General features: G+C 62.6%; 18 protein-coding genes. 7 read left to right on the top strand and 11 right to left on the bottom strand.

Annotated elements, in window-relative coordinates; genetic code table 11:
- Window positions 1-564, top strand: a 564-nt coding sequence (locus VNS12_RS02260) for an N-formylglutamate amidohydrolase (protein ID WP_325486215.1), incomplete at its 5' end; no start/stop codon positions are given.
- A 319-nt stretch (window positions 565-883) separates the two neighbouring features.
- Entirely contained in the window at window positions 884-1,699 is an 816-nt protein-coding gene (gene hisN, locus VNS12_RS02255; RefSeq protein ID WP_325486214.1) for a histidinol-phosphatase, read from the top strand.
- Here the strand turns inward: hisN and VNS12_RS02250 are convergent, their stop codons facing one another.
- Window positions 1,700-2,674 carry an alpha/beta hydrolase gene (locus VNS12_RS02250; protein ID WP_325486213.1) on the bottom strand — a complete coding sequence of 325 codons (975 nt, stop codon included), beginning with the start codon at window positions 2,672-2,674 and terminating at the stop codon, window positions 1,700-1,702. It lies immediately after the preceding gene.
- Between the two features lie 399 nt (window positions 2,675-3,073).
- Here VNS12_RS02250 and VNS12_RS02245 point away from each other — a divergent pair, with 399 nt between their 5' ends.
- The 4 genes from VNS12_RS02245 to VNS12_RS02230 all read left to right on the top strand — a co-directional run bounded on the left by VNS12_RS02245 (window position 3,074) and on the right by VNS12_RS02230 (window position 10,630).
- Entirely contained in the window at window positions 3,074-3,532 is a 459-nt protein-coding gene (locus tag VNS12_RS02245) for an Hsp20 family protein (protein ID WP_325486212.1), read from the top strand.
- 135 nt (window positions 3,533-3,667) lie between these two features.
- Window positions 3,668-4,141 (top strand): DNA starvation/stationary phase protection protein Dps, encoded by a 474-nt coding sequence (gene dps / locus VNS12_RS02240; protein ID WP_325486211.1) that lies wholly within the window; start codon window positions 3,668-3,670, stop codon window positions 4,139-4,141.
- A 437-nt stretch (window positions 4,142-4,578) separates the two neighbouring features.
- Window positions 4,579-9,213, top strand: coding sequence for a glutamate synthase large subunit (gene gltB / locus VNS12_RS02235; protein WP_414693044.1), 4,635 nt, complete (start codon window positions 4,579-4,581; stop codon window positions 9,211-9,213).
- On the top strand, window positions 9,206-10,630 hold the full coding sequence (locus VNS12_RS02230; RefSeq protein WP_325486210.1) for a glutamate synthase subunit beta: 1,425 nt from the start codon (window positions 9,206-9,208) through the stop codon (window positions 10,628-10,630). Before gltB ends, VNS12_RS02230 begins: the two co-directional genes overlap by 8 nt.
- 5 nt (window positions 10,631-10,635) lie before the next feature.
- On the opposite strand, the gene VNS12_RS02225 is transcribed toward VNS12_RS02230, so the two are convergent.
- Together VNS12_RS02225 and galE are read right to left on the bottom strand one after the other, a co-directional pair.
- A complete protein-coding gene (locus VNS12_RS02225) occupies window positions 10,636-11,802 on the bottom strand; it encodes an SGNH/GDSL hydrolase family protein (protein WP_325486209.1) in 1,167 nt (388 codons plus the stop codon).
- 74 nt (window positions 11,803-11,876) lie between these two features.
- Entirely contained in the window at window positions 11,877-12,875 is a 999-nt protein-coding gene (gene galE, locus VNS12_RS02220) for a UDP-glucose 4-epimerase GalE (RefSeq protein WP_325486208.1), read from the bottom strand.
- Between the two features lie 192 nt (window positions 12,876-13,067).
- Here galE and galU point away from each other — a divergent pair, with 192 nt between their 5' ends.
- Entirely contained in the window at window positions 13,068-13,964 is an 897-nt protein-coding gene (gene galU / locus VNS12_RS02215) for a UTP--glucose-1-phosphate uridylyltransferase GalU (protein ID WP_325486207.1), read from the top strand.
- Here galU and VNS12_RS02210 read toward each other — a convergent pair.
- From VNS12_RS02210 to nadA, 8 genes are all read right to left on the bottom strand, one after another.
- On the bottom strand, window positions 13,948-15,360 hold the full coding sequence (locus tag VNS12_RS02210) for an outer membrane beta-barrel protein (protein WP_325486206.1): 1,413 nt from the start codon (window positions 15,358-15,360) through the stop codon (window positions 13,948-13,950). The two genes, galU and VNS12_RS02210, sit on opposite strands and share 17 nt — an antisense overlap.
- A 79-nt stretch (window positions 15,361-15,439) precedes the next feature.
- Window positions 15,440-15,901 (bottom strand): NfeD family protein, encoded by a 462-nt coding sequence (locus VNS12_RS02205; RefSeq protein ID WP_325486205.1) that lies wholly within the window; start codon window positions 15,899-15,901, stop codon window positions 15,440-15,442.
- Window positions 15,902-15,941: 40 nt separating this feature from the next.
- On the bottom strand, window positions 15,942-16,913 hold the full coding sequence (locus tag VNS12_RS02200; protein ID WP_325486204.1) for an SPFH domain-containing protein: 972 nt from the start codon (window positions 16,911-16,913) through the stop codon (window positions 15,942-15,944).
- A 99-nt stretch (window positions 16,914-17,012) separates the two neighbouring features.
- Entirely contained in the window at window positions 17,013-18,035 is a 1,023-nt protein-coding gene (gene hemH / locus VNS12_RS02195; RefSeq protein WP_325486203.1) for a ferrochelatase, read from the bottom strand.
- A gap of 94 nt (window positions 18,036-18,129) precedes the next feature.
- On the bottom strand, window positions 18,130-19,734 hold the full coding sequence (locus VNS12_RS02190) for a HoxN/HupN/NixA family nickel/cobalt transporter (RefSeq protein WP_325486202.1): 1,605 nt from the start codon (window positions 19,732-19,734) through the stop codon (window positions 18,130-18,132).
- Window positions 19,735-19,738: 4 nt separating this feature from the next.
- On the bottom strand, window positions 19,739-20,641 hold the full coding sequence (locus tag VNS12_RS02185) for a LysR family transcriptional regulator (RefSeq protein WP_325486201.1): 903 nt from the start codon (window positions 20,639-20,641) through the stop codon (window positions 19,739-19,741).
- Between the two features lie 141 nt (window positions 20,642-20,782).
- On the bottom strand, window positions 20,783-22,354 hold the full coding sequence (locus VNS12_RS02180; RefSeq protein WP_325486200.1) for an L-aspartate oxidase: 1,572 nt from the start codon (window positions 22,352-22,354) through the stop codon (window positions 20,783-20,785).
- A gap of 66 nt (window positions 22,355-22,420) precedes the next feature.
- The gene (nadA, locus tag VNS12_RS02175) at window positions 22,421-23,455 is read right to left on the bottom strand and encodes a quinolinate synthase NadA (protein WP_325486217.1); all 1,035 of its coding nucleotides are present in this window, start codon (window positions 23,453-23,455) and stop codon (window positions 22,421-22,423) included.
- Window positions 23,456-23,515 lie beyond the last annotated feature (60 nt).

The raw sequence follows: 23,515 nt of genomic DNA, 5'->3' as shown, positions 1-23,515 counted from the left end.
TCACCGCGCATTGCCGCCGGGCTTGGCACCATCGCCCGCATCGTTTCGGAAAACCGCCCTATCTATCGCGAGCGATTGGCGCTTGAGGATGCACTGATGCGGATCGAGGGTATCTACAAGCCCTATCACAAGGCGCTTCAGTCGCTGTTGAGCGAGACCCTCACCACCTTCGGGGTCGCGGTCCTGATCGACTGCCACTCCATGCCCAGGCTCAATCGCGGCAATGATCGCATGGCGCCAGATGTGGTGCTGGGCGACCGGTATGGGACCGCCTGTTCGCCGATGCTCGTCGATATGGCGGAAACGGTATTTGCCGCTGCGGGCCTGCGGGTCGCCCGCAACCGTCCCTATGCCGGGGGGCACACCACCCGCGCCTATGGACGCCCGCAATATGGAGTGCACGCGCTCCAGATCGAATTCAGCCGCCACCTGTACATGCACGAGCTTACGTTCGCCAAGCATCAGGGTTTTCCAATCCTGCAGCGGATCGCTGAAGACCTGCTCAAAGCGCTGGCGCGCATCGATAGCGTGGCTCTTGCCCGCACCCAGCTTGCTGCTGAATAAAAGCACCGCAGGCTGTCGCCCGGCAATCATGATAAATGGATGGGGATAAAAGAGTGGGCCGCGCTGGGCGGCCCAAGTCAAGGGAGGAAACATTGGCGATCAGAAAGCCGGAGAACCGGAAAACATCGCCAATCCATCATGCACCTTCGTGTTTGAACCTTTTTTCCCCGACAGGCAAGACCGACCTGCGTTCGCAAGGCGCAATCGGCGACCCCTGTTGCAAAAAGGAATCACTTCTGTAAACCCATTGTTAACGAACAGGACTTCGCCCGGTTACCGCGCAGGTCCAGACCACTTTTTACAAAGATTTTGAGTCCTCATGACAATTTCCGCACCGTCCACTCTTTCCGAGGCCAAGATCACCGAAACGCTGCTGGCGAGCGCTGCGGCGGCACGGCCGGTGACGCTGGAGCGTTTCCGCACGCAATTGGTTGTGGATAACAAGGACCATGGCGGGTTCGACCCGGTGACCGAGGCCGACCGCGAGGCGGAAATCGCGATTCGCAGGATTATCGGCGAGCGGCACCCGGACCATGGAATTGTCGGCGAGGAATGGGACGCCAAGGCCGGCACGTCGCCCTATTGCTGGGTCATCGATCCGATCGACGGGACCCGGGCATTCATTTCGGGCGTGCCGGTGTGGGGCACGCTGATCGGGCTGACCCATGAGGGTCGCGCCGTTGCCGGGCTGATGGAACAGCCCTTCACCGGTGAATACTGGCTGGCAGCGGGCGGAAAGCTGCAGCATGGACGCAACGGCATCCCCGCACCAGCAACCGCCAGCACGGTGACGAAACTGGAACTGGCACGCACCAGCACCACGTCGCCGGACATGTTCGAAGGCCGGGAGCATGCAGCGTGGACGGCGCTGAAGGACCGTGTGCAGGTGGTTCGGTACGGGCTGGATTGCTACGCCTATTGCCTGCTCGCCACCGGTCAGATCGACCTCGTGGTCGAGGTTGGCCTCAAGGACGTCGACATCACGCCACTGATTCCGATCATCGAGGCGGCGGGGGGCGTGATCACGACCTGGGATGGCGGGCGCGCGGAGATGGGGGGCAGTTGTGTGGCTGCGGCCACGCCCGAACTGCATGAGCAGGCCCTTGCGGTTCTGGGCGCGGCGATGGCGGGCTGATCAGGGGGACTGCTCGGTCACGAAGGCGTCGAACGCTGCGAGCACCTGTGCGCGAACCGCTTGATTTTCCATAAACATTTCATGGCGGGCACCGGGGATGACCACGTGGTGCCCCGCCTTGAGGCGCAGGCCGAGCGCTTCGCTGGCACCGGTATCAACGACCCGGTCCAAGGCGGCAGCGCAGATGAAAACCGGGATCTGCAGTTTTTGCGGAAAGTCATCCGCGTTGGCTTGGCGCATCGCGGAGAGGGCGGAGCCGATCCATCCCAGAGTGGGGAAGCCTATCGCCAGATCCGGACGCGCGGCGAGCACATCGCTACTGCGCATGTAGCGCGCCTTGTCCGACGTTAACGCGTTGTTTTCAAACAAGGCTTCGCTCTGGGGCTTGTCGGCGCGCCTGCCGAGCGGCAGCTGCGACAAGCCCAGGAATCTGAGGAAATTGACCAGTCTCGATGTCCATTTGAGCGAGAAGGGCAGGCCCGGAAGGCCGATCATCGGCGAGGCAAGGAATACCCGATCATACATCAGCCGATCGCGGCTGGCGGCCAGAAGACCGATCAATCCCCCCGTGGAATGGCCGACAAGGTGGTAGGGCGGAGGGCAATCCGGGAGCACAACCTTGGTGTGAAAATCGTGGAGATCAGTCCAATAATCATCAAAGTTCTCGACATATCCGAGACGAGGATTGTCGATCAGGCGCTGGGAGCCACCCTGCCCTCGCAAATCGAAAGTCGCGACGGTAAATCCGCGCTTTTGCAGGTCGGTGATGGTCTCGAAATATTTCTCGATGAACTCGGTTCGCCCTTGCACGAGAACCACCGTTCCGCGTGCGCTCTCACCCTGATGGGCAAAGAGGGCGTATCGCAGCCGGATGGTGTCGCTGGTGGAGAAATAGCCGGCCCGCGCGCCTTCGGGCACGGGATTGGACGGCACCGCGACAAGACTGGGTTGGGCGGGGGTGACGACCTTGTTCACCGGGCGGTTCCTCTCGAATAGCGACAGAGCCGCGACCATAGCGGACCCGGGTAAATCAGGACAGAACAAGAGGGGGCAGACCGAGGGAAAGGACGCAGACGCCGTTGCGGGGGGCGGTGAACGGCGCCTGCGTCTGGATATGGACCCCGTGCTCCGGGATCACATGCCTTTGAGTAGCCCACCCAGCCTGAACGCCTGCCAAGCGCTCCGTTCATTTTCAATTCAGCCGCCAAATTGTGTGGCTGCTCTCCGCCCTTGAAGTGGGTTTTCGCCCTCCCTATCTTTGTGCTGTCCGCCGGATGACCCGGGGACGCCGCCAGCGAACGGTTCGCCGCTTATGGGAACAGCCCGCCGGCAGCAATGACAGTGATTCTTGCTCAAGTCAGGAGAACACGGAAAATGCAACGACTCGATTTTTCCCCCTTCTATCGCTCCACGGTCGGCTTCGACCGCCTTTTCTCGCGCCTCGACACTTTGGTGACCGAGGATGCCAAGACCTATCCACCCTACAATATCGAACGCACCGGTGAGGACACCTATCGCGTGACGATCGCAGTGGCGGGGTTCTCGTCCGGCGACATCGCCATCGAGACCAAGGAAAACAGCCTCCAGGTCAAGGGTGCCCGCGAGAACAGCGCCAACGACAAGCAGCGTGAATTCCTCCATCGCGGCATCGCCGAGCGCGCCTTCGAACTGCGCTTCCAGCTTGCCGACTATGTCGAGGTTTCCGGTGCTGCGCTGGAAAACGGCCTGCTCCACATTGAACTCAAGCGCGAACTGCCTGACTCCAAGCGGCCGCGCCAGATCGAGATCAAATCGGACAGCGCCCCGACCCTTGAGGACAAGACGGTCAACTAAGACCGTCCCCTTCTCGGCTTGATAGAAAGGGCGCAGTCCACTCCGGGCTGCGCCTGTTTTTTTACGAACGGGAACCGTGCCGCCCCATGCGGGGTTTAGCCTGTCGGATGTCCCTCCTACTTAAAGGATTTTGCCATGAAGACACCTTCGATTGCCCTCAAGTCCAACGCCAAATCAACCGTCATCGATATCCTCAATGCGCGGCTGGCTGATTCCATCGACCTGGCGCTGATCGTCAAGCAGGCGCACTGGAACCTCAAGGGACCCAATTTCATCGCTGTCCATGAAATGCTCGACCCCATGCGCGCCACGATCGACGAGCATGTCGACACCATTGCCGAACGTGTCGCCCAGCTCGACGGCGTTGCCCTGGGCACCAGCCAAGTCGTCGCCAAGCAGAGCAAAGTGGCGCCCTACCCCACCGACATCCGCAAGACCTCTGACCACCTCGCCGCGCTGGCCGAGCGCTTTGCCGCTTTGGCCAATCAGGTGCGTGAGGATATCGACGCCACCGACGAGGCCGGTGATGCCGATGCCGCCGACATCCTGACCGCATTTTCGCGCGATCTGGACAAAAACCTCTGGTTCATCAAATCCCACCTCGAATAAATCGAAGCAGAACCAGCGCTTTAGGCGCTAGTCGTTTTCGACACGGGCTGATCCGGGCGACTGGATCAGCCCTTTTTCGTTTCATTTTTTGCCCCGCAGGCGCACAAAGGCGCTTGATCGCAGGTTTATTCTGTGCAAATTTTTTAGATAGGGCAGCAATGCTGCCCCACCTGAGACTGCGCCGGTCTCCCCGGGCAGTACACACGCCGGACCGTCCCTTCCCGCTTTCGGGAGGGCATCGGCGGGGCTGAGCGGTTGACACGCGCCAGCCGAACACGAGCGGCCATTTGGATGCAGCGCCGCACCTATATTGGAATGCAATATCGCCTGCGACGAGCCGTAACCCATACGACGCGACGGCGATGTGATCCCGAAATCCGGGCAACCTGCCGGTGACGGCAGCGTGCCCGCTAAAGGCAAGCCGAGGAACAATACAGATGGTCATCACCCAGGTCGGATCGTGCCAAGTTCCAACACGAGCGTTGGCCGCCGGTGTCCGTAGCGGACGCCCGGCGGCGCAAGGATTGTACTCCCCAAACAACGAACACGATGCCTGCGGCATCGGCATGATCGCCAACATCAAGAACCGGCCCAGCCACGACGTGGTGCAAAAGGGCCTCGAAATCCTCGAAAATCTGGAACATCGCGGCGCCGTGGGCGCTGACCCGCTGATGGGCGATGGCGCCGGCATTCTCACCCAGATTCCCCACAATTTTTTCAAGAAGGTCGCCGGGTTCGCCCTGCCGCCCCGGGGCCAATACGCGCCCCTGATGCTGTTTTATCCCAATGACGCTGGCCTGCGCGATCGCTGCGCCGCTCTGGTCCGCGAAGTCCTGGCCGCCGAAGGACTGACGGTGCTGGGAGAGCGCATCGTCCCGTTTGACAATTCCACCCTTTCGGCAGGCGTCATCGCCACCCAGCCCATCATCGAGCAGATATTTGTCGCCCGGCCAGCGGGCCTCGCCGATCCCGACGCCTTCGAGCGCAAACTTCTGGTCGCGCGCAAAGTCATTTCCAACACCGTTTACGGCGCGATCCCGGAGGCGCAGGACGACAATGGCTTTTATGTCGTCTCCCTGTCGGCGCGCACCATCGTTTATAAGGGCATGTTTTTCGCCGATCAGTTGGGCCGGTTTTATTCTGACCTTCACGACCCCGATTTCGAGAGCGCCATCGCGCTGGTGCATCAGCGGTTTTCCACCAACACCTTTCCCTCGTGGAAGCTGGCCCATCCCTATCGGATGACCATCCATAACGGCGAGATCAACACCATTCGCGGGAACGTCAACTGGATGGAAGCGCGGCAGGCCTCGGTCGCCTCCGATCTGTTCGGCGATGAGATGCCCAAGCTCTGGCCCATTTCCTACGAAGGGCAATCGGACACGGCGTGTTTTGACAATGCGCTGGAATTTCTGGTGCGCGGCGGATATTCGCTGCCGCACGCGGCGATGATGCTGGTGCCCGAAGTCTGGGCGGGCAATCCGCTGATGAATGAGCAACGTCGCGCCTTTTACGAATACCACGCGGCGCTGATGGAGCCATGGGACGGGCCCGCAGCCATGGTCATGACCGATGGCCGCTACGTGGTCGCGACACTGGACCGCAACGGCTTGCGCCCGGCCCGCTACATGGTGACCCGCGAGGGCCATGTGGTGCTCGCCTCGGAATCTGGTGTGCTCGACATTGCCGAGGAAGAACTGGTCGAGCGATGGCGGCTGCAACCCGGGCGCATGCTGCTGATCGATCTTGAAGGCGGGCGCATCATTGACGACGAGGAAATCAAGCGCTCGCTGGCGAAAAGGCATCCGTACGCCAACTGGCTGGCCCGGACGCAGATCGTGCTGGAAGAGCTGCCCGAAACCGAGCCCACCGCCCCCGAGCCGACCGATGCGCTGCTCGATCGCTTGCAGGTGTTCGGCTACACGCAGGAGGATATCGGGCTGCTGATGACGCCCATGTCAGCCACCGGGGAAGAAGCCATCGGCTCCATGGGCACCGATACGCCGCTGTCGGTTCTCTCGGAGAGGCCGCGGCTGCTCTACACCTATTTCAAGCAGAAATTCGCGCAGGTCACCAATCCGCCCATCGACCCGATCCGGGAAGAATCGGTGATGAGCCTGGTGAGTTTCATCGGCCCGCGCCCCAATCTGTTCGATCTCGAAGGCCTCGCGACCGTCAAGCGTCTCGAAGTACGCCAGCCGATCCTCACCAATGGGGATTTGGAAAAAATCCGTGCGCTGGGCAGCATGGAGGACAACCAGTTCCGCACCGCGACGCTGGACATCACCTTTCCGGTCGATGAGGGCGTTGCCGGGATGGCGGCGGCGCTCGACGCCCTGTGCGACCGCGCCGAAGCGGCGGTTCGCGATGGCGACAACATCATCATCTTGTCGGACCGGCTGGTGTCGGCACAAAGGCTCGATATCCCGACCCTGCTGGCGCTTTCGGCGGTCCACACCCACCTGATCCGCGCCGGGCTCAGGACCTCGACGGGGTTGGTGGTCGAGACCGGCGAGGCGCGGGAAATCCATCATTTTGCGATGCTGGCCGGTTATGGTGCCGAGGCCATCAACCCCTATCTTGCCTTCGAAGTGCTCGCTTCGCTGCACGCCGAGGGCGCATTCTCGCAGGAAATAAGCGCGCAGGACTTGGTGGACCGCTACATCAAATCGGTCGGCAAGGGATTGCTCAAGGTCATGTCCAAGATGGGCATTTCGACCTATCAGTCCTATTGCGGCGCGCAGGTCTTTGATGCCGTTGGGCTCGCCTCGGATTTCGTCGAGACATACTTTTTTGGCACCGCAACGGCCATCCAAGGGGTGGGGCTCGATCAGATCGCCGAGGAAAGCCTGCGGCGGCACACCCTTGCCTTTTCCGACGACGCGCTGCTGGCGCACGCCCTCGATATCGGCGGAGACTATGCCTTTCGTATGCGCGGCGAGGCCCATGCGTGGGGACCCGAAACGGTCACCGCCCTGCAACACGCGGTGCGCCTCAAAGGCGATACGCCAGACGCAGCGCAGGAGCGCTACGACGCGTTTGCGCGCGCGGCCAACGGGGAGACAGCCGGGCGCTTGTCGCTCCGCTCGCTGTTTGCGCTCAAGACGCTCGGGCCCGCTATTGACCTCTCGGATGTCGAACCGGCTGAAGCCATCGTGCGCCGCTTTTCGACAGGGGCGATGAGTTTTGGGTCGATCTCGCGCGAGGCGCATACAACACTTGCAATCGCCATGAACCAGCTTGGCGGCAAATCCAACACCGGCGAAGGGGGCGAAGAGCCCCAGCGCTATGCGCCTCTCGCCGACGGGACGATGAACCCGCAGCGTTCGGCCATCAAGCAGGTCGCGTCGGGGCGGTTTGGGGTGACCACCGACTATCTGGTCAATGCCGACATGCTCCAGATCAAGATTGCTCAGGGGGCCAAGCCCGGCGAGGGCGGCCAATTGCCCGGCTATAAGGTTGACCGGATGATCGCCAGGACGCGGCACTCGACGCCCGGGGTGGGACTGATCTCGCCGCCACCGCACCACGACATCTATTCGATCGAGGATCTGGCCCAGCTCATTTTCGACCTCAAGAACGTCAACCCGGAAGCCGACATTTCGGTGAAGCTGGTGGCCCAATTGGGTGTGGGGACGGTCGCGGCGGGGGTGGCCAAGGCGCGCGCCGATCACATCACCATTTCGGGCCATGACGGCGGCACCGGGGCATCGCCGCTCACCTCGCTCAAGCATGCGGGCGAGCCCTGGGAGATCGGGCTGGCCGAAACGCACCAGACGCTGGTGCTCAATGGGCTGCGGTCGCGGGTGGCCTTGCAGGTCGATGGGGGCCTGCGGACCGGGCGCGACGTGTTGATCGGGGCGCTGCTGGGGGCCGACGAATTCGGGTTTGCCACCGCGCCGCTGATCGCAGCCGGGTGCGTAATGATGCGCAAGTGCCATCTCAACACCTGCCCGGTCGGCATCGCCACCCAGGACCCCGTGCTGCGCAAACGCTTCAAGGGCACACCGGAGCATGTCATCAATTATTTCTTCTTCGTCGCCGAAGAGGTGCGCGCCCTGCTGGCCTCTATCGGCGCGCGGACGATCGACGAGGTGATCGGGCGCTCGGACCTGCTGGAGGGAACGCAATCCGAACACTGGAAGGCGAAAGGGCTCGATTTCAGCCGGGTGCTGCATAAGCCGGAGCCTGTGGACGGCGCTGCCATCCGCCACACCCAGAGCCAGGACCACCATCTCGAAGCCGTGCTGGACCGGCGGCTGATCGAGCGGGCACGCGATGCCATCGATTGGGGAACGCCGGTGCGGCTGGAAAAGCCGATCCGTTCGCGCAACCGGGCGACCGGGGCGATGCTGTCGGGTGAAGTCGCGAGAGTGCATGGGCACAAAGGGCTTGCCGAGGACACGATTTCGGTGCGGTTCCGGGGTACGGCGGGGCAGAGTTTCGGGGCCTTCCTCGCCAAGGGGATCAGCTTCGAATTGGTCGGGGATGCCAATGATTACGTCGGCAAGGGGTTGTCGGGGGGGCGGATCGTCATCCGACCGTCCGAACTCGCCAGGACCGTCCCCGAGGATTCGGTGATCGTGGGCAATACGGTGCTCTACGGGGCAATTTCCGGAGAGAGCTATTTCCGGGGCGTGGCGGGGGAACGCTTTGCAGTGCGCAATTCGGGGGCGCTCGCCGTGGTGGAGGGCGTCGGGGACCATGGCTGCGAATATATGACCGGCGGTGTGGTGGTCGTTCTTGGCCGAACCGGGCGGAACTTTGCTGCCGGGATGAGCGGGGGTATCGCCTATGTGCTCGACGAAGATCAGACATTCCAGTCGCGCTGCAACCTTGCCATGGTCGATCTCGAACCGCTAATCGAGGACAGGCAGCTGTTCCGGCTGATCTCCAACCATCTGCACTATACCGGCTCGGAGCGGGCCCGAACCATCCTCGACAATTGGGCCGCCTACCGGGCCAAATTCGTCAAGGTCATGCCGACCGACTATCGCCGTGCCATGGAAGAACGGCGGGAGGATCGAGCGCCGATTTCACCTGCTCCACAGGAGGAACGGGCCAATGGGTAAGGTCACGGGCTTTCTGGAGATTGCGCGGCAAGAGCAAGGCTATGAGCCAGTGTCTCACCGGGTGCGGCACAATCGCGAATTCACCCTGGCGCTGGGCGAGACAGACCTGCGCAACCAAGCGGCGCGGTGCATGGACTGCGGGGTTCCCTATTGCCATGGCGATACGGGCTGCCCGGTCCATAACCAGATCCCGGACTGGAACGATCTGGTCTATCAAGACGATTGGGAAGCGGCGGCGCGCGACCTGCATTCGACCAACAATTTTCCCGAATTCACCGGTCGCATCTGTCCGGCCCCCTGTGAAGAGGCGTGTACGCTCAACCTCGAAGATGTCCCCGTCGCCATCAAGACGATCGAACAGGCCATCGCCGACAAGGCAATCCGGGCCGGCTGGGTTCACCCGCAGATTTCTGCAAAGCGGACGGGGAAACGGGTCGCCATCGTCGGCGCGGGGCCTGCCGGGCTGGCCGCCGCGCAGCAGTTGGCGCGAGTTGGGCATGAGGTGCATGTCTATGAGCGCGAGGCGAAGGCGGGCGGGTTGCTGCGCTACGGCATCCCCGACTTCAAGATGGAAAAGCACCACATCAATTTCCGTCAGAGCCAGATGGAAGCGGAGGGCGTCGTCTTCCACTTTGGCGAAAATATCGGGGTGAGCCGCCCGCTGTCCGATTTGCGGGACCATCACGACGCGGTGCTGCTCTGTGGCGGGGCGGAGCATCCGCGCCATCCGGGTTGCGCGGGAACCGAACTTGGCGGTGTCCACTACGCCATGCCCTATCTGATCCAGCAAAATCGCCGCACTGGCGGGGAGCGGGTGACGGGCGAGCCGATCCTGGCCACCGGCAAGCATGTCGTGGTGATCGGGGGCGGGGATACGGCGTCAGACTGTGTAGGCACTGCCGTCCGGCAAGGGGCGCTTTCGGTCACTCAACTCGATATCCGTCCCCAGCCGCCGCTCAAGGAAGACAAGCTCACCTCGTGGCCCAACTGGGCGATCAAGATGCGCACGTCATCGTCGCAGGCCGAGGGGGTCAACCGCGAGTTTGCCGCAGGAACGGTCGAAATCGTCGCCGACGAAAACGGCCACGCCCGTGGCGTCCAATGCACCCGGGTCGGCATCGACCGGCAGCCGATTGCGCAGAGCGATTTCCTGCTGCCTGCCGAACTGGTGCTGCTGGCCATCGGCTTTGCGCACCCGGTGCACGAGGGCATGCTCGCCCAACTGGGTGCGAACCTGGACCCGCGCGGCAATCTTTTGGCCGATCCGTTCAGCTACCGGACGAGCGTTGCAGGGATTTATACGGCGGGCGACATGCGCCGCGGCCAATCCTTGGTGGTCTGGGCCATCCGCGAAGGCCGTCAGGCCGCAAGGGCCATCGATCTGGACCTGATGGGGGCAACATCCCTGCCGCGTTGAAGATGCTATCGCCCCGTGGGGTTCTCGACCACGCGCCGGACCCGGCCCACGCCGAACGCATCGACCCGGCCCGCCGGGGCGTCGAGCATATCTTCGAGCGCGAAGCCTCTGGCCACCGGCGTTCCGGCGAGGATCAGATCGCCTGCCCTCGGGGCAACACCGCCAAGGTCCTGCACAAGGCTGGCCATTTCGACCAGCCGCATCTGCTCCAGCCCCTGGAAGGGCGGGCGCAGCATTGTGGCGGCATCGGTTCCGGCCAACAGGTCCGCAACCTCCAGAGTGCTGCCCGAAAGGCTGACCCGACTGCCGCCGGCTCCCATGGCCCGATCGACATAGAACGCCAGCTTGTCGGCCCCGGCGGCAGAAAAATGGATGCCATCGCCCTTGCGCATGACGACGATATTGCCGTTGAGGTCGGGTCCACTGGCGCTGTAGGCACCATTTTCCCCCAGATAGCGGTCATAGGTTTCGACCCACTCACCGCCGACAGCGCTGATGGCCGCCTTGTGGATCGATGAAATCTGCGCCATGGCCGCCCCATAGGTGGGCTGCTCCATGGGCGGCAGTTCAATCCAGATCACCTGTTTTCCGGCAGCCCTGATATTGCCGAGGAACGCGTCGAGCCGGGCCCGATAGGCCTCGCGCCAGGGGTCGCTGAGCGGCTCGGCTCCGTTGAGCACCTGCCGGTCATTGACGCCGATGGCGACCACGGCCACGTCAAAACTGTCGGCGACCAGTTCATCCTCTATGGCAGTGTTCCAGTTGTAAAAATCGTTGCGCACGAAGCCCGAAGACCCCACCGATTTTTGCAGCACGGCAATGTCGGGGTTTTCGGCATAGAGGCGATCGAGGGCCCGGGCGAGATCAACGCCCAGGGAATCTCCGAACACGGCAACCCGCTGCGCGACGTCGGACTTGGCGATGGTTTGCGCGGGTGGCGCGACGGGGGCCGGAGCGGGCGCAGGCGCTGGCGCGCGCCGGATCGATTGCGGCTGAGGCTGCGTGCGCGGCTGGGCAGCAGGCGGGGGCGGCTGGGTGGCCGCATTGTTATTGCCGCCAAACAACACGTCGAACAGCGATCTTTGCTGGGCCAGCGCGGGGGCACTCCACGCCACCGCCAGCGCCAGCACGATCACAAGAAGAGAGCCCAAGGGAGCGCGCAAGCCGGTCATGGGATGTTCATACCGTATTTTGCCGGCCATACGGAACAGGGTTTTCGCGTTCCGGGCGACCGATCGGCCCCGTTTCAGAAGATCGCCGGGCGATCGTTGCGGGTATCGAGATATTTTTCCCAGCGATAGGCCATATCGACGATTCCAGCGAGATCGTCGTGGCGGGGCTGCCAGCCAAGCACTCTGATCCGGTCGGCACTGGCAACGATCGAGGCCGGATCGCCCGCCCGTCTCGGGCCGTGTTCCACGATGAAATCAATGCCGGTGACCGCCTTGACCGTCGAGATCACCTCATCGACCGAAAAGCCCCGACCGTAGCCGCAATTGACGGTGAGACTTTCGCCACCCTTGCGCAAATGATCGAGCAGCAGGCCATGTGCGGAAACCAGATCGGAGACATGGATATAATCGCGCACGCAGGTGCCGTCCGGCGTGGCGTAGTCGTCGCCGAACACGCTCATCTTGTCGCGGTGGCCCAGCGCCGTCTGCACCGCGACCTTGATCAGATGCGTCGCCCCCGCCGTCGATTGTCCGGCCCGCATCTGCGGGTCCGCGCCGGCAACGTTGAAATAGCGCAACACGCCATAAGTCATCTTATGGGCGGCAGCGACATCGGCCAGCATCCACTCGCTCATCAGCTTGGAGCGCCCATAAGGCGACACCGGATTGAGAGCGCCCTCCTCGCCGACCGGCTCAAGGCCGACCATTCCATACACCGCCGCCGTTGACGAAAAGATGAAATGGCGGACGCCGCCGGCAACGCAGGCTTCGATCAGGTCGCGGGTTTTCGATGTGTTGTTGCGGTAATATTTGAGCGGATTTTCCACCGATTCGGGCACGACGATCGAGCCGGCGAAGTGGATCACCGCTTCTATCTCGTGCTCGGCGATCAGCCGTCCGACCAGATCGGCATCGGCGATATCGCCCTCGACCAGCTTGACCCGGTGATCGACCAGCCAATCGAAACCGGTGGTGAGATTGTCCAGAACGATGACACGCTCACCCGCATCGGCGAGATGCAGAACCATGTGAGAGCCGATATAGCCGGCGCCGCCGGTGACGAGGATACCCATGCTATTCCTTCGGACAGGTCACGATAATGGAAGAATCCGGAGCCCTGGTTCTCATTCTATCAACTCCTGGGCTCTAATACAGGCTTTGCCTCGCGCCGGGCGCACTGCAAGACCATGCAGGTTTGCCGCAATCTTGCATCAAGGCGTTGAAACTGTCTTATCTTGGCAGACATTCTTAAAATGGAGCACACAGTGGCCAACACAGTCCGCACAGCAGTCTTTCCGGTCGCCGGTCTGGGCACCCGATTCCTTCCCGCCACCAAGGCCATGCCCAAGGAAATGCTGACGGTCGTCGACAGGCCCGTGATCCAATATGCGGTCGATGAGGCCCGCGAGGCGGGGATCGAGCATTTTGTGTTCGTCACCGGGCGCAACAAGGGTGTCATCGAGGACCATTTCGACCGCCAGTTCGAACTGGAAGCGACCCTTGAGGCGCGAGGGAAACTCGACGCCCTCGAAGAGCTGCGCCGCGACCTGCCCAAGGCAGGGCAGACCAGCTTTACCCGCCAGCAGGAACCGTTGGGACTCGGCCACGCCGTGTGGTGTGCCCGCGACATCGTCGGCAACGAACCGTTCGCGCTGCTGCTTCCGGACATGATCTTCAAATCGGAACCCGGCGTTCTCAAGCAGATGATGGACGCCTATGAGCAGACGGGCGGCAATGTGATCGCCGTCGAGGAAGTGCCCCACGAGGACGTTTCCTCCTATGGCGTGGTGGCGCGGGGCGAAGGACCCGATGAGCGGTTTTCCATCACCGGCATGGTGGAAAAGCCCAAACCCGAGGATGCCCCCTCAAATCTCATCATCTCGGGGCGCTACATCCTGCAGCCGGAAATCTTCGGGCTGATCACCGAGCAGGCGGCGGGTGCTGGCGGCGAAATCCAGATCACCGACGCCATGCAGGCGCTGATGGACATGCAGAAGTTCACCGGGGTCAAGTATGAAGGACGTTCGTTCGACTGCGGCTCCAAGATCGGGTTCTTGAGCGCCAATGTGGTGTTCGCACTCGACCGCGAGGACATCGCCGATGCGTTCATGCAGGAACTCAAGACGCTGACCGGCGAAATCCCGATCAGTATCGCAGGCTGACCCCGGCGCTGATCCGGTGCTCATCCCGTTCGGTGGGGGTGGCACCGTAATCCTCACGCACAGCGTAATCGTAATCCAGCGTGGCGGTGCTGTGCGGGCCGAGCACCAGTTCGGCCCCCAGCCCGGCGTTGTAGCGCCGCCCATCCTCAGATCCATCCTCGCGCACCAGCAAGGCGGCACCGGCGTTGCCGCGCAGGGTGAGCCATGAATTGGCGATGTGCCGGACGCCCAAATCCAGCCCATAGCGGGTGATCGCCCCGCCATACGCCCCGTGGCCGGGGGTGAGGTCGGTCTCAAAACTTGTGGTAAATCGGGTGGTTGCAGTCGCCTGGTAGCCCAGCGAAGCGGCATAGAGCCAGCTTTGCGCGTCGGCGAGGCCAGCGGCGTCATACTGCCGCCAGCCCGAGCCGACCGAGGCTTCGACGGTCAGCACATCCTGCCAGTTGGCGGCGATACCTCCGCGCAACACCATGTCCGAACTGGTACGGAATGCCCCAAGGCCGGGATCGACCGCGTCAAATTCGCTGCGCCCAGCCTCCCCTGCACCGAAGACTTCGATCAGCGGCGTGACCGCATAGCCAACACGCACCCCGCCCTCGTAGCGGGTGTAGGAATCCCCGTCATTGGAAAAGGTGGTGCCGTCGATGCGGGTGGTGTCGCCCACCCAATTGCGGCTCAGCCCCAAGGTCGCACCAGCATTGAAGCGCCCAAAGCGCTGGACGTATCCCATCTGCGCGTGACCGGTGAGCGTCTGCGGGGCGATCGCGACATCGGCGTCGTCGACAGTAAGGCCGGTGGGGTCATCCTGATGCAGCGCGAGGCCGGTATCAAAGCTCAAACCCGCCGATGGCGAGAGGCGATGTTCGACGGTTGCGCCCAATTCGGCGCGACTGACGCGCGCATCCGAATCGGTGGGCAGCACGATGTTCAGCGACGCATCGACGTCCAGATCCGTCGCGCCGCCGTGCCGGGAAAGGCCAAATTCGGGGATAGCGATCAGTTCGAACCGCTCGTGGGCGTCGGTGCGCACATAGGCGCCGCGCAGGGACATGCCGTAATGCAGATCGCCGAATCCACCGCTGTCGACGATAGGATGCGGAGAAACAGCGGGCACCGCGACCGGGGTTGCGGGTTGGGCAAAGCCGGTTGTGGCAGCCGGGGGTGCAGAGACCGGAGCTGCAAGGGTCATAGGGGCAGAGACGGGCCGCGCGACCAGATCGCTGGCCGGAACATCGCACAGCGTTCCCGGAGAACAACTGAAGCCCAATGGACCGCGCAACAGGTCGGGATTGTCGGTTCCCGAGCCATTACCCTGAGCAAGAGCTTGCGCGCTGCCGCCAGCGAGGCTGGCGCCGACCAACAGGATCGCGGCGATTCGGTACAGGTTTCGGCCCAATTTTCACACTTCCGGAAAGGTGAGCCGAGGGTTTCAACTTATGGTTAACAAAGCTTTAAAATCGGTCCTATCGGACGCTTTATCCAACAGCTTCCACATCCAGAACGGCACCCCGCGCACCGACGATGCGCACAGTGGTACCTGCGGGAAGTTCGGGACCAGCAACCCGCCACAAGGTATCGTCAATGCGCACGCGCCCGAACCCATCGGTTATCGCGTCAGTCAGGACCGTTTCGCGGCCCAGAAGCCGAGCGGTGCGCCGGTTGATGAGAGGATCTTGGCTGGGTGGCGCGTTGCCGTAGCGACGCCGCGAAAAGGCGAGCCAACCGCTGACCAGGGCAACGGAAAGGACGCCGAACAGCCCCCATTGCATGGGCCAGCCGATGCCTGTCTGAAAGACGGTGAGGCCGGTGAGGATTGCCGAAGCCCCCAGCCACACCATGAACACGCCGGGCGCCACCAGCTCTATCCCCAGCAGCACCAGCCCGAAAACGACCCAGGACCATGCGGAATTGGCGGCGATGAAATCGATGATGGCCATGAGGGCGGCTCCTGGAGCAAATCTGGGTTCGCGCAGCGCTTTAGCCGTCCCTGCGCGTTGCCGGGGGCCGGGCCGCGGGACGGTTGCGCTGGGGCGCGTCGCCGCCAAAGGCTTCGCGGGCGATCTCGGCGACCCCGCCCAGGGCGCCGATCACGCTGGCGGCTTCCACCGGCAGCATCAGCACCTTCTGATTGGGGGCAGACGCGATCTTTTCGAGGGCTTTGACGTAATTGTTGGCGACGAAATAGTTGATGGCCTGAACATCGCCCTGAGCGATGGCTTCCGACACCACCTGGGTGGCCTTGGCTTCGGCTTCCGCCGAGCGCTCCCGTGCTTCGGCATCGCGAAACGCGGCTTCCCGGCGGCCTTCGGCTTCGAGCACCTGGGCCTGCTTTTCACCTTCGGCCTTGAGAATCTGGGCCTGCCGCTGGCCTTCAGCTTCCAGAATCACAGCCCGGCGATCGCGCTCGGCCTTCATCTGCCGGCCCATGGCATCGACGAGGTCCTTGGGCGGATCGATGTCCTTGATCTCGATGCGAGTGATCTTGACACCCCATGGGGATACCGCCGCATCGACCACCTTGAGGATGCGCGAATTGATCTCGTCGCGGTGGCTGAGCAATTCATCGAGGTCCATGGAGCCCATCACCGACCGGATATTGGTCATTGTGAGGTTGAGTACCGCGTTCTGGAGATCAGCCACCTCGTAAGCGGCCGCTGCGGCGTCGAGGATCTGGTAGAAGGTCACCCCATTGGCGGTGATCGAAGCGTTGTCGCGAGTGATCACTTCCTGATGGGGCACGTCGAGCACCTGTTCCATCATGTTGAGCTTGCGCCCAATGGCATCAATGAACGGTACGATGATGTTAAGGCCCGGCGTCAGGGTGCGGGTGTAGCGCCCGAATCGCTCAACGGTGAAATTGAAGCCCTGCGGCACCGTTTTGACGCCTGCCACGAGGACGAGGACGCCCAACAGTCCTATGGCAATCAGGGTGATCGAAAATCCGTCCATTGCTGGGGCCTCGCTGGTCACGCGTTTTGCGCGCGACTGTACGGCGACCCGCGAGGCCTGACAATCGCCACCAGGCGCGAATTGGCTTTTCCGGCGACGCTAGACCCAGCCCGACAATTCGCGGCGCACGATGGATTCGATGACCGCCATGCCGTCATCGGTATCGTTGAGGCACGGGATATAGGCGTAGTGCTCGCCGCCGGCATCGAGGAACTGGCCACGCGCTTCCAGAGACAGCTCTTCCAGCGTTTCGATGCAATCGGCAGAGAACGCCGGGGCGACGATGGCAACCTTCTTGACCCCTTTTGACGGCAGCGCCATCAGCGTCTCGTCGGTATAGGGCTGCAACCACTCGCTGCGCCCGAACCGGCTCTGGAAGGTGACCATCAACTTGTCTTCGGGCCAGCCCAGTTTTTCGCGCACCAGCCGCGTCGTCTTGTGGCATTGGCAGTGATATGGATCGCCCTTTTTCAGATATTCGACGGGCATGCCGTGATACGAAGTCAGGATCAGATCGGGCTCGAAATCGAGAGCGGCAACGCCCTCTTCGATCGATTTGGCCAGCCGTTCGACATAGACTTCATCGTCGAAATAGGCGGGCACGGTTCGGACCGCAGGCTGCCAGCGCATATCTTTCAGGGCCAGGAAGGCCTGATCGTTGGCCGTGCCCGTCGTGGTCGCCGAATATTGCGGATAGAGCGGGAAGATCACGATGCGATCGCAGCCCTGCGCCTTGAGGTTTTCGATGGCGCTGGCTGTGCTCGGATTGCCGTAGCGCATGCCGAAATCGACGACAATCCGCTCATCATCAAGAGCCGCCGCCAGCTTATCCGCCTGCGATCGGGTGATGATCCGCAACGGGCTGTCGTTCTGCTCCTTGTCCCAGATGATCTCGTAATTCGCCCCGGTCTTCTGGGGACGCGTCGTGAGAACGAACAGGTTGAGGATCGGCCACCAACGCCATTTCGGCGTCTCGATCACCCTCGTGTCGGAGAGGAACTCCTTGAGGTATCGGCGCACGCTCCAATAGTCGGTCGCGTCCGGTGTGCCCAGATTGAGCAGCAGGACGCCGATTTTTCTCGGCTGAATGGCGGGATGATCGAGAGGCAAGGAAGCGGTCATGGTGAGGATTTTTCGGCTTGGAAAATTAGGCGCACAATAGCGATAAGCCCTAGCGGGGCAACTCCCCTGCACCAAAATGCGGCCATTTGACCGGTTAAAAACTGGCAAATAGCAAGATCACCCCAAAACCCATGACCAGAAGCGCGCCCGCAAGTTCGAACCACCACAAAAGACGGGTGCCCGCAGACCCTCCGGCGGTGAGTCGCAGTGCGCCTCCCTTGGCAAATACCGCCAGCGTGGCCAGCATCGCAACGGTCAGCGCCGTTCCCAACCCCATGAGAAACGTGGCCAGAATTCCGGCAGGCAGCAGACCCTGGCTCAAGGCGAAAACCAGGACGATCAGAGCGCCCGAACAGGGCCGCAAGCCGACCGAAACCACCACGCCCAATCCTTCGCGCCACCCGCCCCGGGCCTGTTGCGGCGTGACCATATGGCCGCAGCACGCATCGTGGTCATGGTGGTGACGATGATCGTGCTCGTGGTCGTGGCTGTGATCATGATGGTGCCCGTCGCCGTGAGCATGGCCGCGCTGGAAACCGAGCTTGCGCAGCACCAGCCACGCCCCAAGCAGCGCGACCAGCCCATAGGATGCAACCGCCATGGCGTGGGCGGCTTCACTCATTGCCGTTGATGTGAGCCGCAACACACCGGCGGCTGCCAGAACGAACGCCACAGCCACCGCCGACTGCATCATCGCCGACAGAAAGCTCAGGACAATGCCACGCCTGAGCTGGCGCTCATTGGCGAGCATATAGGATGAGATCACCACCTTGCCATGGCCCGGCCCCGCCGCGTGAAACACGCCATACAGAAAGCTCAGGCCACCCAGAATCCAGAAGGCGCTGGCATCGCGGTGCAGCGCCCCCAGCGCATCGGTCATCGCGCGATAAAAGACACGCTGCTGGGCGGCGATCCAGCCGAAGAACCCGCCCTGTGACGGCAGGATCGAGGGCTCGGCGGGCGGCGCGGAAAACGGGGTCGCCGGACGCTGCGCGGTGACGGTCTCAATGGCCTGAAGCGCCGTGGCCGGGGCGCTGGCGGGGCAGGTGACGGTCACCAGATTGGCCAGATCACGCGCCGCCTGTCGGAGGTCCTCGGGCAGTTGAGTGATCTCGGGCGGCAGCATGAACAGCCGTTCCTCGATTTGAGGATCGATCGGCTGTGGCTCCTTGGCCACCACAGCGCAGCCCTCGGGCGCTCCTTCAAGCCTCACGGCACCGGCATCAGGAAAGGTGAAGGCAGCGTAATATTCCGGGTCGCCCACCTCGATGTCATAGATGCCAAAGATGCTTTGGGGCTCGCGAAACCGCATGGTGAATGTCAGCGTCACGCGTCCGTCGGCGTAGGTCATCGACGGATCGTAAGCCGATCCGACCGCGGCGTGTCCGTCGAGCCCTTCAGGGTTCGCGAAGGTATAGTAGGAGTAGTAGTCGAGCCCTTCGATGTTCTCCTCTGCGAGGGGCTGCAATTCGGTTTGCGACAGGTTTCCATCGCCGTCAGCATCGAGCCCCTGGATGGCCCAGGCAGAGAAATAGGGATCGAATGTCCAGTGATGCCGCATGCCGGCGATCGCGCCGTCTTCGAACAGTATCTCTCCGGCGGCATCGATCCACACATGAGGATGCGCAACGGCCGGCGCGGCTAGCGCCAGAACCGTAAGGAGAGCTGCCCCGGCCCGTTTGAAAACCCCGCCCTGCATGTCTTCAGGAATTGACCGGGTGGTTTTCGAACCAATCGACGAGGAAGTCGATCAGTGCCCGCACCTTGCCCGAAAGGTGCCGCCGGTGGGGATAGACCGCCTGTAGCAGCGGACGTTGCGGCAGATAATCGGTCAAAACCGGCACGAGCTCCCCCTTCTTGATGGCCGAATCAGTGAGAAAGCTCGGCAATAATGCGTAACCGAGGCCTTTTCGGGCCGCAACCAGCGCCCCGACAGCCGAATTCACCCGTACCGGACCGTCCACATGCACGGTGACGGTCCTGCCATCCTCGACGAATTGCCAGTTGGCCTGACCTGTCATGTTGGTATCGATGATGCACGGCACGCCGCGCAGGGCCTCAGGGCTTTGGGGCGCCCCATGGGCCTTGATGACCGAGGGGGCCGCCATCACCGCAACCGAGGTTTCGGCTATCTTGCGCGCGATCAGCGAGGTGTCGGCCATTTTCGAAATGCGCAGCGCAACGTCGATACCTTCTTCGACCAGATCGACCATGCGATCTTCCAGCCGCAGGTCCAGTGTCACGTCCGGGTGGGCGCTGGTAAACTCGAACAGCGGCTCAAGAAGCGTCGCTTCCCCGAAATTGCGCGGGGCGGATACACGCAGGATTCCCCGCGCCGCGGCTGTCTGTTCTGAAATGGTCGCATCGAGATCGTCAAGCTGGGAGAGGATATCGCTCACCTCGCGGTAATAGGCATCGCCCGCCTCGGTGAGGCTGAGCTTGCGCGTCGTGCGGTTCATGAGCCGGACGCCGAGGTGGTCTTCGAGATCGGTCACGTATTTGGACAACAGCGCCTTTGAACGGCCATGCACCCGGGCTGCGGCTGAAAAGCCTCCCGCATCAAACACCTGTACGAAGGCGCGGATCCGGGCCAGGTCCTGGGTCATTGTCTTCTCCGTTTCAATTGAGCCAGGACAGATCGCATCGGCTCACATCATCGAGCAGGCGCGCAAACTGGCGGCGCAGTATCTGCCATTATGCTTTCCAGCCGCATGATCGACAACACGGCACGATGTGTCCCGGCGTCTTCAGGCCTGCGCCCGGATTTCGCGCGCCTCGGCCAGGGTAATCCGTGTGTGCGTCTGCCATTGCGGGTCGGATTGCGGGAAATCGGTGCGAAAATGGCCACCGCGACTTTCGGTGCGCTTGAGGGCGCCGGCGGCAACCAGCGTCGCCGATGACACCATGTTGAGATAGGCGCGAGTGACGCCCGTTGCCGTTTCCTCCAGCTCAAGCAGGGTGCGCAAAGCCCGGCGCAGGCCCGGCGCGTCGCGCTCGACCCCGACCTCGGCGCTCATCACCGCCCGCAGGTCGCGCACCGCCTTGAGATCGCGCAGGACCTGCTCGGCGCGCCCGCCCTCCTCTGCATCCCACCCGATGCCGTCGAATGGAGGCAGCGGGCCGCGTTGCGGTTCGAGCCCGGACAGGTCCTCGGCGATCCGTGCGCCATAAACGATGGCTTCGAGCAGCGAATTGGAGGCGAGCCGGTTGGCGCCGTGCAGTCCGGTGCAGGAGGCTTCGCCGCACACCCAAAGTCCGGGCAGCGACGAACGCCCGCTTTCGTTCACCTCAACGCCGCCCATGTGATAATGGGCCGCCGGGGTTACCGGGATCGGGTCGTTCACCGGATCGATGCCTCCGGCCCGGCAATAGTCGGCGACGGTGGGATAGGCGGTGAGGATCTTTTCGCCCAGCGCCTGACGGGTATCGAGGAAGACCTTCCGGCCCGCCTTGATCTGCCGGAAATTGGCGCGCGCGACGATATCGCGGGGCGCCAGTTCGGCATCGGGGTGGATATCGGCCATGAAGCGCTCGCCAAGGTCATTGACCAGAATGGCCCCTTCTCCGCGCAAGGCCTCGGTGGCGAGGGGGGCGGGATCGCGCGCCGTCAAAATCGCGGTGGGATGGAATTGGACGAATTCGGGGTCGGCGATCACCGCCCCGGCCCGTGCCGCCATGCCCATGGCGTGGCCGCGCACCGAAGGGGGATTGGTGGTGACCGCATACAGCCCGCCCAGCCCACCGGCGGCCAACACCGTGGCCCGGGCGCGGACCAGCACGGGCTCGACATAGCGATCGCCCAGCTTGCGGCAATAAACACCCACAACACGGCCATCGGCTTGCGCCAGATCGACCGCCGTGATCCCTTCGACCACGCGGATGGACGGTGTGTTGCGAACCTTTGCGATGATCGCCTGCATGATGGCATGACCGGCCCTGTCGCCCGACACCCGAACGACCCGGCTGGCGGAATGGGCCGCTTCACGCGAGAGCACGAACTCTCCCAACCCATTGCGATCGAAGGGCGTGCCCCAGCGCGCCAGATCGTCGATGCGTGCCGCCGCTTCTGCGGTCACCGAGGTGGCAATGCCATGATCGACGATCCCTGCCCCGGCCATTTCGGTATCGAGGGCATGGGCGCTCGCACTATCGCCCGCGCCGACAGCTGCAGCCACTCCACCTTGCGCCCAGCTTGACGACGCCCCCATCCCCAATGGCATGGGCGAGAGGACCGTGACGGGGCACGGGCTGAGCTTGAGGGCACAAAACAGACCCGCTAGCCCCGCGCCAACGATGACCACCCCTTCGGCGTTGAACATATTGTCGAAAATAGCGATCGCCCCCTCCCCCTCTGGACGCCGTGCGGATCTGTAGCCGGAAATACTTTAGGTGCGGGCCGAAATCTCGATCATGCGCTCGACCGCTGCGCGGGCAGGCTCGATCAGGTCGGGGGAGACAATCACTTCCTCGGTGCCCGTGTGCAGGCTCCACAGGATGTTTTCGAGATTGATGCGCTTCATGTGCGGGCAGATGTTGCAGCCGCGCAGGAAGGATACGCCCTCGGTTTCAGCGGCGACGTTGTCGCTCATCGAACATTCGGTGACCATGACCACCCGCGCCGGCTTTTCCGACTGCACCCAATCGATCATCCCCGAGGTGGAGCCGGCAAAATCGACGACATCGATCACTTCGGGCGGGCATTCGGGGTGGGCGATGATCTTGGCGCCCGGGTAGGCGGCGCGCAGTTCGGCGATATCATCAGGGGTGAAGGTTTCGTGCACTTCACACGCCCCGGCCCAGGTGATGATCTTCTTGTTGGTCTTTTTGGCGGTGTTTTTGGCCAGATACTGATCGGGGATCATGATGACCGTGTCGCTGTCCATTGCCTCGACGATCTTCAGAGCATTCGAGGATGTGCAGCACACATCGGTCACCGCCTTCACCTCGGCCGAAGAATTCACATAGGTGACCACCGGCACGCCGGGATATTGGGCCTTCATGGCCAGCACGTCTTCCGCCGTGATCGAGGACGCGAGCGAGCACCCGGCCCGGCTGTCGGGGATCAGCACGGTCTTTTGCGGATTGAGCAGCTTGGAGGTCTCGGCCATGAAATGCACGCCGCACTGCACGATCACATCGGCTTCGACCCGCGTGGCTTCGACGGCCAGTTGCAGGCTGTCGCCAACGATATCGGCGACGCCGTAATAGATTTGCGGGGTCTGGTAGTTATGCGCGAGGATGACCGCGTTCTTTTCCGCTTTCAGACGGTTGATCTGGAAGATCAGCGGCGCATAGAATGGCCACTCGATCTCGGGAATGCGCGCGCGGACCTTTTCGAAGACCGGACGCGTCTCCTTCTCGATCGCTCCGGAAAATTTGAGATCGAAGCTGGAAGCGAGGACGGCCCGAGCCTCCTCCATCGGAGTGAAGGCGTTGATCTTCTGGATCATGACGATAAAATCCCCGGGGCAATAAAAAAC

This window comes from Pelagibacterium sp., assembly GCF_035555455.1.
GTDB lineage: Bacteria > Pseudomonadota > Alphaproteobacteria > Rhizobiales > Devosiaceae > Pelagibacterium.
Note: the sequence above shows the minus strand (reverse complement) of the source record. Positions and strands in the feature narration are given on the sequence as shown.